The sequence below is a fragment of the Paenibacillus sp. FSL R5-192 genome (assembly GCF_000517845.1).
GTDB lineage: Bacteria > Bacillota > Bacilli > Paenibacillales > Paenibacillaceae > Paenibacillus > Paenibacillus amylolyticus.
In genome coordinates this window covers 68,276-85,863 of sequence record NZ_ASPR01000048.1, presented here as the reverse complement: position 1 = coordinate 85,863, position 17,588 = coordinate 68,276, and the positions used below count along the sequence as shown (strand labels likewise).

General features: G+C 45.3%; 18 protein-coding genes and 1 riboswitch. Of the genes, 7 read left to right on the top strand and 11 right to left on the bottom strand.

The genetic code is table 11. From position 1 onward, the window contains the following. The first annotated feature begins 157 nt into the window (after nucleotides 1-157). Complete coding sequence (locus tag C161_RS24120; RefSeq protein ID WP_036673336.1) at nucleotides 158-499, top strand: hypothetical protein; 342 nt, start codon at nucleotides 158-160, stop codon at nucleotides 497-499. Nucleotides 500-782: 283 nt separating this feature from the next. On the opposite strand, the gene C161_RS33130 is transcribed toward C161_RS24120, so the two are convergent. Further along, nucleotides 783-1,007 carry a hypothetical protein gene (locus C161_RS33130; RefSeq protein ID WP_235193918.1) on the bottom strand — a complete coding sequence of 75 codons (225 nt, stop codon included), beginning with the start codon at nucleotides 1,005-1,007 and terminating at the stop codon, nucleotides 783-785. A 123-nt stretch (nucleotides 1,008-1,130) separates the two neighbouring features. Between C161_RS33130 and C161_RS24115 the strand changes: the two genes are divergently transcribed. Then, a complete protein-coding gene (locus tag C161_RS24115; RefSeq protein ID WP_036673335.1) occupies nucleotides 1,131-1,886 on the top strand; it encodes a hypothetical protein in 756 nt (251 codons plus the stop codon). A 763-nt stretch (nucleotides 1,887-2,649) separates the two neighbouring features. Here the strand turns inward: C161_RS24115 and C161_RS24105 are convergent. Then, nucleotides 2,650-3,006, bottom strand: a complete 357-nt coding sequence (locus tag C161_RS24105; RefSeq protein ID WP_036605753.1) for a HesB/IscA family protein — start codon at nucleotides 3,004-3,006, stop codon at nucleotides 2,650-2,652. 630 nt (nucleotides 3,007-3,636) lie between these two features. Here C161_RS24105 and mqnE point away from each other — a divergent pair. Both mqnE and C161_RS24095 read left to right on the top strand, forming a co-directional pair. Continuing rightward, entirely contained in the window at nucleotides 3,637-4,743 is a 1,107-nt protein-coding gene (gene mqnE / locus C161_RS24100; protein ID WP_036673333.1) for an aminofutalosine synthase MqnE, read from the top strand. A 234-nt stretch (nucleotides 4,744-4,977) separates the two neighbouring features. Continuing rightward, nucleotides 4,978-6,039 carry an NAD(P)/FAD-dependent oxidoreductase gene (locus C161_RS24095; RefSeq protein ID WP_036673332.1) on the top strand — a complete coding sequence of 354 codons (1,062 nt, stop codon included), beginning with the start codon at nucleotides 4,978-4,980 and terminating at the stop codon, nucleotides 6,037-6,039. On the opposite strand, the gene C161_RS24090 is transcribed toward C161_RS24095, so the two are convergent. Next, complete coding sequence (locus C161_RS24090; protein WP_036605750.1) at nucleotides 6,036-6,290, bottom strand: YuzB family protein; 255 nt, start codon at nucleotides 6,288-6,290, stop codon at nucleotides 6,036-6,038. The two genes, C161_RS24095 and C161_RS24090, sit on opposite strands and share 4 nt — an antisense overlap. A gap of 78 nt (nucleotides 6,291-6,368) precedes the next feature. Between C161_RS24090 and C161_RS24085 the strand changes: the two genes are divergently transcribed. Then, nucleotides 6,369-6,614, top strand: a complete 246-nt coding sequence (locus tag C161_RS24085; RefSeq protein WP_017692412.1) for a NifU family protein — start codon at nucleotides 6,369-6,371, stop codon at nucleotides 6,612-6,614. 138 nt (nucleotides 6,615-6,752) lie between these two features. Here the strand turns inward: C161_RS24085 and C161_RS24080 are convergent, their stop codons facing one another. Beyond that, on the bottom strand, nucleotides 6,753-7,532 hold the full coding sequence (locus C161_RS24080) for an SDR family oxidoreductase (RefSeq protein ID WP_036673331.1): 780 nt from the start codon (nucleotides 7,530-7,532) through the stop codon (nucleotides 6,753-6,755). A 109-nt stretch (nucleotides 7,533-7,641) separates the two neighbouring features. Between C161_RS24080 and C161_RS24075 the strand changes: the two genes are divergently transcribed. Beyond that, nucleotides 7,642-8,550 (top strand): DUF2167 domain-containing protein, encoded by a 909-nt coding sequence (locus tag C161_RS24075; protein WP_051449917.1) that lies wholly within the window; start codon nucleotides 7,642-7,644, stop codon nucleotides 8,548-8,550. A gap of 123 nt (nucleotides 8,551-8,673) precedes the next feature. On the opposite strand, the gene C161_RS24070 is transcribed toward C161_RS24075, so the two are convergent. From C161_RS24070 to C161_RS24045, 6 genes are all read right to left on the bottom strand, one after another. Further along, a complete protein-coding gene (locus tag C161_RS24070) occupies nucleotides 8,674-9,513 on the bottom strand; it encodes a MetQ/NlpA family ABC transporter substrate-binding protein (protein ID WP_036673328.1) in 840 nt (279 codons plus the stop codon). Between the two features lie 74 nt (nucleotides 9,514-9,587). Beyond that, on the bottom strand, nucleotides 9,588-10,247 hold the full coding sequence (locus C161_RS24065) for a methionine ABC transporter permease (RefSeq protein WP_036673326.1): 660 nt from the start codon (nucleotides 10,245-10,247) through the stop codon (nucleotides 9,588-9,590). After that, the gene (locus C161_RS24060; protein WP_036673323.1) at nucleotides 10,248-11,282 is read right to left on the bottom strand and encodes a methionine ABC transporter ATP-binding protein; all 1,035 of its coding nucleotides are present in this window, start codon (nucleotides 11,280-11,282) and stop codon (nucleotides 10,248-10,250) included. Between the two features lie 126 nt (nucleotides 11,283-11,408). After that, a riboswitch (SAM riboswitch) is annotated at nucleotides 11,409-11,550 on the bottom strand. Nucleotides 11,551-11,679: 129 nt separating this feature from the next. Beyond that, nucleotides 11,680-12,396 carry a Cthe_2314 family HEPN domain-containing protein gene (locus C161_RS24055; protein WP_017692405.1) on the bottom strand — a complete coding sequence of 239 codons (717 nt, stop codon included), beginning with the start codon at nucleotides 12,394-12,396 and terminating at the stop codon, nucleotides 11,680-11,682. 165 nt (nucleotides 12,397-12,561) lie between these two features. Beyond that, on the bottom strand, nucleotides 12,562-13,500 hold the full coding sequence (locus C161_RS24050) for a COX15/CtaA family protein (RefSeq protein WP_036673320.1): 939 nt from the start codon (nucleotides 13,498-13,500) through the stop codon (nucleotides 12,562-12,564). A 485-nt stretch (nucleotides 13,501-13,985) separates the two neighbouring features. After that, on the bottom strand, nucleotides 13,986-14,330 hold the full coding sequence (locus tag C161_RS24045; protein WP_036605744.1) for a thioredoxin family protein: 345 nt from the start codon (nucleotides 14,328-14,330) through the stop codon (nucleotides 13,986-13,988). A gap of 140 nt (nucleotides 14,331-14,470) precedes the next feature. Between C161_RS24045 and C161_RS24040 the strand changes: the two genes are divergently transcribed. Then, complete coding sequence (locus C161_RS24040; protein ID WP_036673319.1) at nucleotides 14,471-15,757, top strand: DUF2515 family protein; 1,287 nt, start codon at nucleotides 14,471-14,473, stop codon at nucleotides 15,755-15,757. Nucleotides 15,758-15,958: 201 nt separating this feature from the next. On the opposite strand, the gene C161_RS24035 is transcribed toward C161_RS24040, so the two are convergent. Next, nucleotides 15,959-17,587, bottom strand: coding sequence for a putative polysaccharide biosynthesis protein (locus C161_RS24035; protein WP_036673317.1), 1,629 nt, complete (start codon nucleotides 17,585-17,587; stop codon nucleotides 15,959-15,961). Nucleotide 17,588: the final 1 nt, after the last annotated feature.

Sequence of the window (17,588 nt, the reverse complement as noted above, 5' to 3'; positions counted from 1 at the left end):
TATGACGCATAATCTCGTTACCGCACTCTACCCTAGTGGGCGTGGACAAGTCAACAAGGTTTTAAACTACGTGGCAAGCAGTTGTTTAGTAGATTTACAATATTTCACGTGGTAAAATATATAAGTAGTAGAATATATGTGAAGGGCGGTCAATCGGTTGAATCTTGTTGAAATGTTAGAACTAGCGAATCAAGAAAAAGAAACAATCGTTAAAGAGAGAGCAGACAGGCAGATAAAAATACGTCGTGCTCAAGAAAATGTAACTGATGCGTTTCGTAATGTGTTCGATGCGCTAAGTCGAGCTGGGATATCAACCGCACCAACTTCTATCGGGAGTAAGAGCGCTCAGATTGACGTATACAAAGTCCCACTAAACCTGAGCATCAAATATGTGTATGACGCTATCGAACGTGATCCCGACTTAGATTTGGTAGAATTTGTGAAGGATATGGTTCACAAATCATATAGAAGTAATATTGGACTAAAAAACGAAGCATAAAACGGAGAAACGGCGCAGACCTCATTGGAGTGGGAACTGCGCCACTTTTTTAGTGGTCAGGTTGTTGTACCTCGATGACTTGCGCATGGGCCCTTGGGGGTCACACAATTCCGTTCCGTTTAACCATCTTGCTTACCGCATAAATATACCGTCGCAAAGGATTGCGGATATGTGATTATCAATCCCGCGTTATTCATTGCATATACATTCCCACTCCTATATGCTCATAAACCGTATAACTGCGCGGACTAAAGGCGTATATCGGCCGTAACCTACTGGCAGTTTATACAGTCGGCCATCCGTGCATTATGCATTCGTTATGTAGTCGTCCAACCCCGAAGTTTACCCGTGGCCACCCGCCAGGAGCACGGTGTAGGTTTTTTAATACCCACTCATCGCTACCCTGTCCGGTATCGTACAGCAATCCTACGCTATCCATCAGCCGACTAGATCGTTCAGGTCCACGATATCTCTGCGGATTTCCTAGTCTGTCGATAAATTGTGCCATGTATTAGAGTATCAGTTGAGGACATTATTGAGTCATTCCAAGTATCAATAAACCGAATCACTAATAAGGTTAAATCTAAATAGCCCTCTATACAAAATCTATGAGATGAAGGAGTATTAACAGATGGCCTTAAATACAGCTACTAAAATTAAATTCCAACAAACGTTAGATACAGGGGTATTCTCATCGGAAGATTTTGAGTTTCTCGAAAGTCAAAGTTATGACGATGCTGTCATATCAATTATTTATAGGTTTAACAAAAAATATAAGATGAGTATTACAATTGGAAGTAATGGCGTTATAGAAATAGAGCAATCTCCTGGTAGTATATTGGATAAGGAAAACCACTCAAAAAAGGACACTTGGGGAGTAATAACCTCTATAAAAAACTGGCTTGATCTAATGGAAACGGATATGAATCTATCTCCATCTAATCGGATATTGGAAGAAAAACACAAAATTTTCGAAGAAACTTTGAAACGGATAGAATCATCTGTAGATAAAATAGATAAGGACGTTCTTTTCACATCATCCGAATCGAAAGAATTAGCGATAAGATTAACAAAGTTAGAGGAAACATTTAAAGTTAAACTAGAAGAAGAACATCAAGACAAAAACAAACTCAACCAAGAGATCGCGAATCTTTCTAAAGAAATCGAACTTTTAAAAAATCAACTCGACTCATTCACTAAAGGAAATTGGGTTAAAGCTTTTACAACTAAAGTATATACTTGGAGTCGTCGAAACCCAAATACTGTAAAAGCATTAGGTGGAGCAGCTCTTGAAATGTTACCGGCCGACATAAAGGAGCACTTCCCAGTTGAAATTCTTCATCTTGAAGAAGGGACATCTTCTGATCATAACATAGGTTCAGAATAACCTGTGAAACATGCATCCGAAACTATAGTTTACCAACACTTACCGCCAACATACGCAAGACCCGGACGCAGTCTATAATAACTGCGTCTTTTTCTTGTCTACTCCGGAGGCACCGTTAAAAATGAACTCGTTCCCCCACTCACTCCGATATACTTCAACATAACCACGCTCGCATGCGAAGGATTCCTTGCAACGTGGCAAGGAATCCTTCGCTACGGTATAAACAAAAAAAACGCAACAGAAATGCTATCAGCTGCGGTTCAGAATACTTTTATTTTTCCTCGTTCAGATACTCTTTGAACGTTAATGCGCTTCTCGTTGTATTTCTCACCATCAATTAAGAAAATAACTTCATTCATAACTGGTTTACGTTCACAAAGTAACCGTAATGCTTCGTGTAATCCATAAGCGTCCTTTCGCGCAGTCCCTCCACTTTCTTCGCGTTGATTATAAGGTCTAACGCTCGCTCTAATGTAAGCTCCGGGAACAACTTTACATCACGCGCGCCGACCGGGGCACGTCTTTCTCGTTTCGTTAACGCCATAACAAAAAGACCTCCATAACGTAATTAGTACGAAACTAATACGTCATAGAGGTCGTGATTCACAACCCTGAAATGCAATTTCAAGGATTGATAACGTTCATCGTCCGGGGTTGTTAACCTACCGAAATACCTGCGCAATTCACAATCTGCACCGTTAAGGCTACCGTTACAGGCTTGCGTCCGTCATCCGTTACCGAATCCGCTCAAACCCGCGTCAGATTAACAATCCTTATCCGGCACACCCGCATCTTCCTTCGTACGGAAAGAAGATCCACAGCCACAAGTGGCTACCGCGTTCGGATTATGGATAGTGAAACCACCCGTCATACCGGACTCTTCAAAATCAATTTCGAGACCATCCAGATACTTCAGGTTTTCCTTCTCGACTACAACCTTCATACTCTGAATATCCATATACAGGTCCTCATCGGACTCTTTATCGTCAAAGCCCATGGCGTACGAAAATCCGGTGCAACCGCCCGGTGCTACGCCAAGACGCAGGAACATACCAGGTGTCTCTTGCTGTGCAAGCATCTCTTTCAATCTGTCAGCAGCCGTTTCGCTGATGTTAATCATGCCAGGTCACTCTCCTTTTTCATATAAAATCATGTTCAAAAAGGGCGCTTTTCAGTACCAAGAAGATGGGATGAAGATAGAAATGGAGTAGCGGAGCGTAGGCAAAACTACGTGAGCAACGGACATTTCGGCTGAATCCCATCTTCGATGCTGAGATGCCGCTAGGCATCCTTCGTAATCAAAAGCGTACTTTTTGAACAACCTTTCATTAACTCTTCTTTAAATTATACTCCACCCCGTCAAGGGTCTCAAGTCATGTTTGCCTCTTTCCGCGTTCCCCCTGAACTCCTTTTTCTTCCCAGTGTATTGAACCCCCGCGACACGAGGTTTATAATGAATAGGTGGTCGCACTGAAATGTCGATATTTTGCCATGACTTATTCAGGTGACGATCATATATAGAGTTGTAATTTTTTTCACATTTCGAGACTGTCCGCAGTCCCCAATGCATATAGAGTCACAAGACTCACTTTAATGAAAAAATTAGCTTTACGTACGCAGCACACGCTGCACCGGGTAAATAAGAGTTAGTCCATATAAGAAGGCGGCAGTTGACCGCATCTTTGCTATGTAGTTCTGTATACAGATCCTACACACAACTCAAATCCGGTTAAGAACAGGAGGAAACAGTATGTCTACATTGGTAACACCGTTCACAGACAAAAGAATGGCTGAAATCGTTGAGAAAGTGCAGAACGGCATAAGGCTGAACGTAGAAGACGGCGTATATCTGTATGAAACAGATGATCTGCTAACTTTGGGCCAGCTGGCCAATGAGGCCAACTTGCGGAAAAATGGCAAGAAAGTATATTTCATCGAAAACATGAGTCTTTATTTTACAAACGTATGTGAAGCTCACTGCGCTTTTTGTAATTTCCGTAAAGACCAGGGTGAAGAAGGCTCTTATACATTATCCGGTCAGGAAATGATCGATTATGTGGAACAGCATATTCATCCGGGCGTACGTGAGTTCCATATCGTAGGCGGACATAACAACCATGTTCCTTTTCAATATTATGTCGATTCCCTGCGTGCTTTAAACGAGAAATATCCGGATGTTACACTGAAAGCTTACACGGCAGCCGAGATTGATTTCTTCACTCGGATTAGCGGACTGAGTATCAGAGAAGTTCTGCAGGAGCTGCAAAAAGCAGGTCTGAAAACATTGACTGGTGGCGGCGCTGAGATTCTGTCGGATGAATATCGCAAAAAAATGCGTGTTGACAAAGCGAACGTCGATCGTTATCTTGAGGTGCACCGTACTGCTCATAACCTGGGCATGCGTACACATACTACGATGTTGTATGGATCGATCGAGTCCTATGAGGACCGCGTCAACCATATGGTGCAGATCCGTGAATTGCAAGACGAGACCAACGGATTCATGGTCTTTATCCCGCTTTCCATGCAGCCAAAAAGTAAAAACGCGAGCATTATGCGTCGTAACTCGGCTTATGAGGATCTCAAAACGATTGCGATCAGCCGTCTGATGCTGGATAACATCGATCATATCAAAGCATACTTCATTAATATCGGTCCACAGCTAGCTCAGGTTGCCCTTGGATTCGGTGCTTCGGATGCACACGGCACAATCGTTCGCGAACGGATTAGTCATGCGGCAGGTGCACTCACACCTGAAGGCCTTACACGTAAAGAGCTCATATGGCTCATTAAGGGTGCAGGACGTATTCCGGTAGAACGTGATACGTTCTACAATGAAATTCAAGTGTACGAATAGGATATAACTCCATCCACAACCAATATTGCACCAGCACCACTCCAGAACGCAGCTTTTATTATAGGGAGACGTTTGTATTCGAGTGGTGCAAACTGCTGAATAATATCTTCAATTTTCAATATCTACTTTTCAATTATTCAAAACCAAACAAAAGGAGCAGCTATGTTATTGCATAGCTGCTCCACAGTTTACAGCCCCATTTCAGTGGGACTGATGCAGAAAGGAAGCCGAGTCATGAAAAATTTCGTCATTCTTGGAGGCGGTTATGGCGGCCTCACCATCATCAAGGAACTTCTGGAGGGTAAAATTCCATCCGATACACAAATTATTTTGGTGGACCGCAGCCCCTTTCAGGGATTAAAGACCGAATATTACGCACTCGCAGCAGGAACCGTATCTGATTATGACCTGCGTATCCAATTTCCAGTGAGCGATAAAGTCACTTACCGTTATGGAGAAGTTACTTCGATTGACCTGGAACAGCGTCAGATTGAATTTGAAGGCCAAGACCCGCTTGTGTACGACAAACTTGTCATTGGACTTGGTTGTACGGACCGTTTCCACAATACACCAGGTGCCGAAGATTATAGCTGTACCATTCAGAGCTTTAGCAAAACACGCGAGACCTACCTTCGCCTTAATGAAGTCAAAGCCTATGGCAATGTGCATATCGTAGGCGGCGGATTAAGTGGTGTCGAGATGGCAGCCGAACTTCGTGAGAGCAGACCGGATCTAAACATCAGCATTCTGGATCGTGGTGAACGTGTATTATCTGCTTTTCCGCAACGTCTATCCGTGTATGTGCATGAATGGTTCAACGAACATCAGGTAGAGACACGCGGGCATATCGCCATTTCACGCGTTGAACCTAATGCCATCTATAACCGGGATGAACAGATTCTAACAGATGCTGTCGTATGGACTGCAGGCATTCAGCCAGTAAAAGTGGTACAGGATCTGGACGTAACCAAAGACCCTCAAGGACGTGTCGTCTTGAATGAATACTACCAAATCCCGGAATATACCGATGTGTATGTCGTTGGTGACTGTGCCAGTGTACCTTATGCACCTAGCGGTCAAGCTGCGGAAGTACAGGGTGAGCAGATCGCCCATATTCAGCATGCCCTCTGGAAAGGCGAAAAGCCCAATCCACATCCACTCAAGCTTCGTGGCACACTGGGTGCACTCGGCAAGAAGTCTGGGTTTGGGCTGATGGGCAAAACGTCCATGATGGGACGTGTACCTCGTATTTTGAAAAGTGGTGTGCTCTGGATGTCCAAGCGCCATCTCGGTTAGTCGAGATCGAGCTCGTCCCAGACATCGGCTTCGGCAATTTTGGCCAGAATGGCGTTATATAGATCTTCCACTTTGTCCGTGATGACAACTTCACCATTCACCAGTGCAAAAGGAGTCATAGAACATTGGCCGCAGTTGGTGAGGCAGCCGTATTCAATCACGTCATAGTCTGGATTTTCTTCCAGTTGATCCATGACTTCATCGGTGCCAAAATGCATATTATTGGCACAAAATTCAATAATCGGTCTCATATAGGTTCACCTGCTTTGTTTGACCATTTTAATTTGTGGCCATTTGTAATATAATATAGGGGAAAGGAGTTGAAAAAAATGAGCGAAAACGCACAAAGCACCATGTATGATGAAGTAATTGATGTGCTTGACAAACTTCGTCCGTTTCTGCAACGCGATGGCGGTGACGTGGAACTGGTCGACGTGGAAGACGGCATTATTAAGCTGAAACTGGTCGGTGCCTGCGGCAGTTGCCCAAGCTCCACCATTACCTTAAAAGCCGGGATTGAACGTGCCCTTCTCGAAGAAGTTGAGGGTGTACAAGAAGTCGTACAAGTATTCTAATCAATCCTTCACGAAATAAACCTCAAGAGCCTTTCGCTTCGCATGAAGCGGAGGGCTCTTTTTTTGTGTGCATATGCAGAGAGTACATTTCATCTGTCCCTTTTACCAGATTCCACGTACAATCCTTCAATTCACCTTTTAAGTATCCTCGCGCTGTATGGTCGGACGAATCGGATCAAGTCCTCCAGATACATCCATAATGTTGCCTGTTATAAAATCGGAATGATCAAGACACAGATACGTAATCACTCGTGCAATATCTTCACCGCTGCCTGGGCGCCCTCTTGGCGTTTCCTCGTCGGTGATGCCTGCCATTTCATCAATCGTTTTCTCTTTGTTCGCACCACGAATGTCACCTGGACATACCATGTTAACCGTAATTCCATACGGAGCTTCTTCAACCGCGAGTGTCTTTGTAAAAGATACCAGACCCACCTTGGCAGCCGCATATACGGCGCGATGAGGCCAAGATCTCGCTTCTCCAGCATGACTGAAGCCAAAATGGATAATGCGTCCCCATTGCTTGCGTCTCATCTCTGGCAATACACGCTGATCCAGTAACATCGGTCCCAACAGATTTCCCTGCACAAGCATCTGGACCTCAGCTTCAGAATATTCCGCAAATAATCGTCGTTCACGGACAAATGGACCTGCGTTATTCACCAAAATATCAATGCTGCCCAGGTTGCCTTCCACCTGCTCAACCAATGAAGAGATATCTTCCACCTTGGATATATCAGCCTGGATGGCAATGCACCGCACACCCTTGGCTATAATCTGAGCCTTTAAAGCCTCAGCTTCTGTTCTGCTGTGTACATAGTTGAGGGCAATATGGCACCCTTGATCTGCCAGACTGAGGGCCGTCATTTTACCAAGACCTTTGGCACTTCCCGTTATGAGGGCAATCTTTCCCTTCACGTTCATCCCCCTCTTCAAAGAGCAGTCACTATCCAGTATAAAAGATTTATCGTCCTCCTACAACTCGCTTATCCACAAGGGATTATCCACCTTTAATTCCAGATATATTTTGACTGAGCAAGCACCTGATGAGTACGATTGGATTACTGGACTAGCATCTGTCTCTTTGGACGGTAAGGCCACCCTGGAAGTCCCTGAAAGCCATTCCTATCTGGATAAGCCCAATACCCAACGCTCGATACTTAACAGTGATGGGAAGCCTAACGGGAACGAAATCGGAAGCCTAACCAGCAATAGCGAATTCGGCTCGTGGTATGTAGTGTTCGAATACGTGAAGACAGGTCATATCCATGATGACGATCAAAATTTGAATGCCGAAGAGCTGTTAAGCAGTTATATCCGAGGCACAGAAGAAGATAACAGAGAACTTGATCCTGAATATAGAACGTACATAACGGGGTGGGAAATCGAACCGGCATATGACAGTACCAAACATCAGTTGGTTTACTCCCTTGGTTTCAAGAATGCTGATCAGCAAGCCATGGTCAATTACAATGTAAAACTCCTGACACGCGAAGGGTACATCACAGCCATTCTGGTTACAGATACGGCCAACTTTCAACAGAGCCGTCAGGCATTCGAGGAAACCGTACTTCATAAGCTGAGCATCAATGCAGGATACACCTACGAGGAGTACAATGCTTCGACTGACAAAACATCCACCATAGGGCTCAACAGTCTTCTGATGGGCGGGATCGGGTACACAGCTTCCCAGAAATTCAGTGCTCTTCTTTTGCTCAAAAAAGGATGGGCTTTGATCCTCGTTGTCGTCCTTGGGTTAATCGGCTGGATCAGATACAAGATCAAAAGCTCACACGGAGAAGAAGAAACACTCTCTCCCTCCGAGAGAACGTACCTGCAAGAAGCAGATGAGCAGCAGTATGCTGATCAGAATGAATTATCCTATTACCGCCAATCTGGACATCACTCCAACGCGGAGAAACAAGATAAGCCCTAACCCTTCCCTTATTGATCCCACGTCAGCACGGACTTAGGAAACATAAAATAAGCCGTATATCTCTTCAGAAGAGATATACGGCTTATTCTTAATAGATTCACATCATAACATACATATCGTGAATTATTCAGTTGCAGGTTCAACTGCACCTTTATAACGTTCTTTGATGAATGTTTTCACTTCTTCGGAGTGCAGAGCAGCAGCCAGTTTTTGGATTGCATCTGCATCCTTGTTGTCCTCACGGGAAACGAGGATGTTCGCGTATGGGTTACCTTGCAGATCTTCGATCAGCAAAGCATCATTCGCTGGATTCAGGTTCGCTTCAAGCGCATAGTTAGCGTTGATAAATACCAGATCCGCTTCATCCAATTGACGAGGCATCATGGCTGCATCCAGCTCAATGATATCCAGGTTCTTCGGATTGGCTGTGATGTCTTGAATCGTAGATGAGATATTTGTGTTGTCTTTCAGCGTGATAATGCCTTCCTTCGCAAGTAACAACAGTGCACGTCCACCATTGGATGGGTCATTTGGAATTGCTACTTTTGCGCCGTCTGCCAACTCATCCAAAGACTTAATCTTTTTGGAGTATCCACCAAAAGGTTCAACATGAACAGGTGTTACAGAAACGAGGTTGAATCCACGTTCTTTATTCTCTGTATCCAGATAAGGTTGGTGTTGGAAGAAGTTTGCATCCAATTTTTTGTCAGCAAGCTGCTGATTGGGTTGAACATAGTCGTTGAATGTAACGACTTGCAGACGAATACCTTGTGCTTCCAGTTCAGGCTTGATGCTTTCCAGAATCTCTGCGTGTGGTGTAGGTGAAGCTCCAACTTTCAATTCAACTGTACGTGGTGCACCTGCTGAATTGTCTGCGCCGCTATCGGCGTCCTTGTTGTTTCCGCAAGCTGCGAGAACCGCAATCAACATAAGACTAAGTAAAGCAAAAGACCATTTTTTCATGTGTAAAACCCCTTCTCTAATCATTTTGTCATGTGGCATCCGCATTATTGCATAACCATCATGTTATCTATGTGTTATTTCCTGGTGAAAAATGTAACCAAGCGATCTCCAGCCATCTGGAGAATTTGCACTAGAATGATCATCGACACTACGGATATAATCATGATTTCATTTTGATAACGGAAGTATCCATAGTTGATTGCCAGTGTTCCCAGACCTCCACCGCCAACCATGCCCGCCATCGCCGTATAGGAGACAAGCGTAACAATGGTGATCGTTATACCAGCAAGCAGTCCAGGCAGTGCCTCAGGCAGTAACACCCGTCTTACAATCTGTCCGGTCGATGCACCCATCGACTGTGCCGCTTCAATGACACCACGATCAACTTCTCGCAACGTCGTCTCCACCAAACGAGCAAAATAAGGAGCTGCTGAAATCACCAAAGGAGGTATAACGCCGAGCACCCCCGTAGCTGTACCGACGAGTATACGAGTGAATGGAATAAGAGCAACAATCAATATGATAAATGGGACTGAGCGCAAAATATTCACAATCAGGGATAGTATAGTGTACACTGCCCGTGACTTAATCGAAGCAGATCGGGCTGTCATGAACAGCAGTACTCCGAGCGGTAAACCTAAGATAACGGTAAACAAGCCTGATACACCCAAAATTTGCAGTGTCTCTATGGAAGCTTTACCAACCTCTTCCCAACGTACGGTTGAAAAATCCATTTAACGAAGCACCTCCACATCAAGTCCCTCAGCGGTTAATTCTGATATCGTCCGATCAATCGCATTTGAATCACCCTCGAACCGAACGGTCAGCTGCCCATAAGGAACCTGTTTGATCGTAGAGATTGTACCTTGCAGGATGGCAAAATCCACGCCTGTTTTACGTACCGTTCTAGACAAAATCGCTTCATACGTTTTGTTACCCAGAAAGGATATCTTCACAAGTTTGGAAGCAGCACCTGCCTGCAATTCAACGCCTGCATTTGCCAGAGCGGTCTCTTCCAGAGCAAGTCCAGCTTCATGGTCACGCATCATGAAGTCCCGTGTAATCGCATGCTGCGGCTTCAGGAACACGTCTGTTACAGGTCCTTGTTCCACAATGCCACCTTGATGAATGACAGCCACCTTGTCACAGATGTTCTGAATGACATGCATCTCATGTGTGATCAGCACAATCGTAAGGTTGTACTTTTCATTAATGTCGAGTAATAACTTAAGGATTGAATTTGTCGTCTGCGGATCAAGTGCCGAAGTAGCCTCATCACAGAGAAGAACATTTGGGTCACTTGCAAGTGCTCTCGCAATCCCTACACGTTGTTTCTGGCCACCCGATAATTGAGCCGGATATTTGCTGCTATGGTGCTCCAGACCAACCAGTGCGAGCATTTCCTTCACTTTGCGATCAATGGCTTCCTTGGGTGTATTCACAAGTTTTAGTGGAAAAGCTACATTGTCATATACCGTTGCCGAGGATAACAGATTAAAGTGTTGAAAAATCATTCCGATCTTGCGTCTCTGTTGCTGCAATTCGGTTTTGCTCAGTTCAGTCAGGTTGATTCCGTCAACCCATACCTCACCCTCCGTAGGCCGTTCCAGCAAATTAATACAGCGAATCAATGTGCTTTTTCCAGCTCCGGAATGGCCAATCACACCGTAGATTTCACCCTTTTGGATGCTCAAATTCAGCTCGGATAACGCTGTTGTAGATTTTGCCCCTTTGCCGTACGTTTTCGTTAAACCTTTTAATTCAATCAATCGCACTTGCCCCTTTCCAACCACCTACATGTATCTTTACCCGATCTAAAGGAAAACTCCCCTTAAAGTACAAAAAAAGAGCCCTTTGCAGATACAAAGAGGGCTCTTCACGTGAAAGAATATACCTTCTCATCTGCCAAAATCGTGTCTTGCACCATTTTGTAGGAATTAGCACCTAACATCTATAACGAATGATACATGTATCATGTCGTTACAAATCGGTTGCCGGGCTTCATCGGGCCTGTCCCTCCGCCGCTCTCGATAAGAAATATGTTGTTGTAGGATTTTATAAGTTCATGTAGTTTATGCTTTATAATGTGAACGTAACTTCCAAAATATCAGTTATATCCATGTAACATTCGATTGAAACTCAGTATATTCCAAGTATTCCGATTTGTCAAAGGGAATTATTTCTTTTCCATATTTTGTTGATATAACTATAAGAGGCTGTTAACGTTTCACAGACCATATCGACGCCCTGACGCATTTCCTGCACATGCTGATTCAGATCCTCCAATTTCACTTTACCTTGCAAGGTCTGGTGTAACTGCCACAGGTCATCGTGCATTTCTGAGTTCATGTAGTGAATTTCCATATTACGTCGTTTGCGCAGCTTGCTCATCGGTTCACGATAAGAGTCCTTGATCTGTATTAATTGCAACGCAAGATCATGATGCTCCCTTGCATAGTCGAACTGCCTTAACACCGTAAAATAAGAAAAATGCGCTTTGGTATTTGAAGTATTCAACTGGAATATTTCATTTAATACCGTGCCCACTTTATCCAGAATGGCAAAGCAGCGGATAAAGCCATCTTTGTAGAAATACACATACCGGGCATACTCGGCTTTTTCAGTCGGCGTCATATCATCCGTTGAACCTGCAACGACCTTTTTGCGAAAATGAGCAGCAGCGAAACAGCTTTGCTCCAGTTCATCCAGTGAGGAGATGAGTCCCTGAGTCCACACATACAGTTTCCGATAGTCATGCGTGGGATCATGGTCCACATGCATTTGTCGTTGAAATAGCTCAAGCGTATGCGCCATTGCGTCCATCGCTGCCTTCAATTTACCTTCGTTTATACGTGGCTTTTCCCCCAACAACGTTCGCAGCATGTCTAACCTCCTCTTTTCCAAATCAACAAGAATTCATCACCTTAAACGTAACACATCATCCATTCCGTGTAATTGCTGCTTGCCATAGGTTGCCCTGATCCCCCTGACATCAAACAAAGTCCACCTGTCCAATGATGTACATCACTGGATGGTGGACTTTCATATTTAAAAACGATTAGCCGGGCGATGCAGCTTGTACACCAGGAAACTCATATACGTTAAGACTCCGAACAATATGGCGATATCCAGCATATGAGCAAGAGCTACGAACATGTATACTTCCGGACGGTTCATTGTCACCATCATGAAAATACCAATGACTACTTGCATCAGAATAAGAACAACGGATACCACACCCAGAGTACGCATTTCCTTGTTGTCCGGATGATTACGGTAAGCGAAGTGACCCAGGATCGCAATAACAATCACGAGCGACGCAGCAGCTGCACGGTGAGCAAAGGCAACTGCAACCCCACCCGAAAGCTCAGGAATAATCTGCCCGTTACAGAGCGGAAATCCGGAACATCCGCCGGCAGAATCCGTGTGACTCACAAATGCACCCGTGTATACCACGAGATATGTGTAAATGGTGGAGAACCAGACCAGATTCCTGAATTTTTTACTAATCCGAGGGTATTTATTCAGTCGCTCCAATCCGCCATCTTTGGCCTCCTGCCTGATGCCCAGCGCCATCATTAGAGAACTGGCAAAAGCAATCAGTGCAAAGCCAAAATGCAGTGCCATGACTGCTGAAGATTGGGAGAAGACAACGGCAAAAGCCCCCATGATTCCCTGGACGATAACAAATACCAGAGTTAAGAAAGAAAACAATTGCAGGTCACGGCGTGACTTGCCAAACCGCAGAAAAGCAACAAACGAGGCAATGGACAACAGTCCAGCCAGTGCACTTACAGCGCGATGGGAATATTCAATGAGTGAAGCCACAGTATGTGCGGGAACGAGTTTTCCGTTACATAAAGGCCATTCTGTTCCGCAGCCTAGGCCTGATTCCGTTTTGGTTACGATGCCTCCACCAAAAGTGGCCAGAAACATGACAAGACAGGTTAATACGGTTAACCATTTAAACAAAGTTAAGTGTTTCAATTTTTTCTCACCCGCTGTTGGTTTAAGATGGCGAAGAATATTCTCCGCTTGTTTCGGTACTTTGACACTTATTTCACAACTAAATCCATTATACCGGATAAAATGTTCATTGACGTCGCGCTTTGTGACAAAATGTTAACGTCTGGCGAAATAATGACCCGCAGGTCATTGAGGATATGTACAGAAACGTTTCTTACATAGACATGTCGAACACACAAACGCCATTTCCCTATTTCAAGAGAAATGGCGTTCTTTTTATTATACCCTTTTACAACATGAACCTGTCATACTTTTATATAAGTTCAAGGAAACATTTACACAATAACGGAGAGGACAGAAATAACCAGAGAAGCGAAGCGTTCGCCTTTATCCCCGGATTTTCCCTTTATAAAAGGGATCAAAGAAATCTGGGGATAACAGCGATCGGAAGGTTATTCTGGCATCGTAGTGCCTGTGTGATATTCATCATTTGAACTTATATAACATTATTTATGGATCGTGTTGTACACCTCAACTGCTCGATCTAAGAACTGCTCAATCTCTTCTCTCGACTTGCGTAGCTTGTTCACATACCGTACGAGTTCGCGGCCATCTGTATACGCCACAAAGCTCGGAATGCCAAGAATATTCTGTTCTTCACTAACCGTCCCAACCTGATCCACGTCGACCTCAATCAAGGTCAGTTCACGTGAATATTTCTCTTCAACCTCAGGCATAAACGGATCGATGTATTTGCAGTCACCACACCAGTCTGCCTTGAATACGGCAATCGTCAAACGTGGGGATTGGATGGCTACATCAAAAGCCGGTTTGGAAGTAATCTGTTCCATTCGGTCATCTCCCTTTCTGTACCTTGTCTTACCCTAAGTGAAGCAAATTGGCGAGTGGAAGTCAAATAATCAGCGCATACTTAGAATAACCACATGGTCTGTGAAATTAAACCCAGAACATCATGAAAGGATGTCACATCATGACTTCCACCAGAACCAATTCTTCCAGCGAACAACATCACGGGTCCCTCCTGCAGATGGTCCGTTCCATTCCGGGTGCTGCCCGGGAAATCTGGCGTGGCAAACAGGCTGCATGGCAAGCTTCTGCACAGCTTCGTCACCCTTTGCGTGACATCGAGTGGGATACCGATACGGCAGCTGCCTTACAGTCTGAGGTGGAGCGTTTGTTACCTGCCAGCGGCAAGTCTTTTGCACGCACGGACCAGGTTCAAAGCGCACTCGTCTGCGAAGAAGATTGCATCATTCTGGAAGAGATTAAGACACTGACTCAGGAGAATAATCGGAGTAATATCACCCGCACGGCAGCCTATCTGGAATGTTATGAGCAATATCCCGAACTGCATTGGGCACTGCTGGCCCATATGGTCTCTCGCAATGGTGGATATCACATGACAGATCTTCAGAGTGACTTAATGCATAATCTACAAAATCAAAGCGATCGCGAGCATATGTATCGGCTGCTGGAGCGGTGCAATGCACTCATTTTCCAGGATGCCTATCCCCAGCTTCTGCTGTATATGAACAGTCGCCGGATCGGACGAAGCTGTTTCCATCTCTTGTCGCACTTTCACGTATCGGCGTTTATGACGCCGTTTTGGGAACGCTTTTGGCTGGAACGATGCAGTTCACTGCTAAGTGTGGCATTAATTATTAATGAGCAGAACTATATCGAGAGCCGGGTGGTGCAGCATCCTTATTTTCAAAAAGAGGTACTATCCAAACCCGCATTCCATCTGCATAATCTGGCCGGTCTGAATCATATCGTCTTTCCTCTTGGACGGGGAGCAGGAATCGCAGGACGCGTCATTGAACATTTTGGCAAACTGGATGAGCGAATCATGTTTGGCAAAGGCCTATATGCCCTGTTGTTTGGCGTGGAGCAAGTACACACACAAGTGTTGGAGTTCGCACGTTCGGTTTCCCATCGTGGCTCGCGCGCTGAGTATTGGCCTGGCTTGTTTACCAATCGTGAAGACGAGGCGGGTGAACATACACTTTATGCTCAGGAGCTAATGGATGAAGAATGGCTTCCAGATGGGCAACGATTATATAGTCCGGAACTGCTCGCCGTATGGGGGGACACGCCTTATGAACCGATCACCAGACAGGACTGGCTTCAGACTCGGGATTGTCTCGGTTATCTGACGGCCCCGCGTCGGCCATGGCTGTTTGAGATGAGTCACGAACACCGGTATGGCATGCTGAAAACAGCACTGGCTCATGATGCTAAAGCTATCACACACTAATGCTAAAGGTCATATAGAGCAGGCAAAGACGGATGATGTGATATCCCGATGTACCGCTAATCCTCGCTTGCTGGGCTAATGTCGAGTTCAGTCGCTCAGCTCTCCGTAGCTATACAAAAAAGCCCTGTCCGCTTAACAGCAGACAGAGCTTTTATCCTATTTTCACAAAATATTGGAGCATGGGTGATGCCCCCTGCATTTTTAACCTCTTTGCCCAGTTCCACGTTGAAGACGCATAAGTGGACGAAGAATTTTTTGCAGAATACGGGGGTAACTGCCCAGCTCGTCCTTGCGCAGTACACGCAGCACAACCATGAGAACCAGATACACCACCACAACAAGCACACCAACCACAAGGCAGGTAAGCAAGAAGGATACACGCGCTGGCAGGAACAGTCCAAAGATCGTATTCCCAATCCAGTTCGTTGCAAATCCTACACCTGCTGCAAGCAACACTGTAATGATAAATCCTTTCCAACGATCTCCCATGATGGAGAAATCAACGATTTTACGAAGGACCCGCAGATTCAGGTACGTGATGACCAGGAAACAAAGGGCCGTTGCTATAATGATGCCGTAAATGCCAAAGATCGGCGCCAGAATCAGACTTGCGATCAGTTTGATCACAACACCTGCTGCGACACTGATCATCGTAATCCGCGGTTTCCCTACCCCGAGTAAAATGGAGTTGGTGGTCATCATCGTAATCTGGAAAATGGTACCGAATGTTAACAAGGCAATGATCGGCGTTCCATCCAGATTGGTAAACAGCAATCCGTTGACCGAATACGCTGCCGCACAAAGTGCAATGACAATCGGCATACCAGTCAGAATCGAAATGCGCAAGGCAAGTGTAACCTGACTTTTCAGATGCGCTTCATCCTTGCGGGCAAATGCTGCCGATATGACAGGCACCAATGATTGACTCAAAGCGATAGCCAGAATCGGAGGAATACCCGCAATACTTTGGGCTTTCGCACCCAGGATCGCAAGTACACCTGTCGCTTCATCGAGTCCGATCTGGCCACTAAGCAGTGGAACCACAAGGGATGAATCGATAAAGTTAATGGCTGGAACCGCAAGTGAAGACAGCACAATTGGAATAGACAGCTTGAAGATATCACTGTAGATACCTCGCATCGGTAACTGCTCTGCACGCTCGTAATTCAATTGAGCCGCACGGTCGCTACGACGCAGCTTCAAGGTGAAGTACAGCATGACACCAAAGGCACCCACACTTCCTAATACTCCACCAAATGAAGCACCCGCAGCAATCGTTTGGTCATCATAATTCCATTGCAGCATGACATAAGCCACGATAACGGCTGTACCTACACGGGCGAACTGTTCCACGATCTGTGAAATACCGCCTGCTGTCATGTTGCCGCGTCCCTGGAAATATCCCCGCATCATTGCAATGGCCGGGAAGAGCAGCAAGGCTGGAGCCAAGGCGCGAATGGCGCTGACTGACTCCGGTACTTTGGAGACATACGTGGCATAATAAGGTGCCGCGATCCACAATAAAGCAGACATGACTACCCCGGCCACAGCTGCAAAGATCAGGGCTGCACGGTAGATTTGTTGAGCTTCACCCGCGCGTCCGAGCGCATAGCGTTCCGATACCATTTTACTAAGTGTACTCGGTATGCCCGCCGTTGCTACAGTTAACAGCATTAAATATACCGTATTGGAGATCGTAAACGATGCGTTACCGATATCGCCGAGGATATGCTCCAGCGGCACCCGTTGAACCAATCCGAGTACTCTTGCGATCAGCGCAGCGGCCGCCAGAATGAGCGTACCCCTAATGAATGTTTCTTTCTTAGACAAA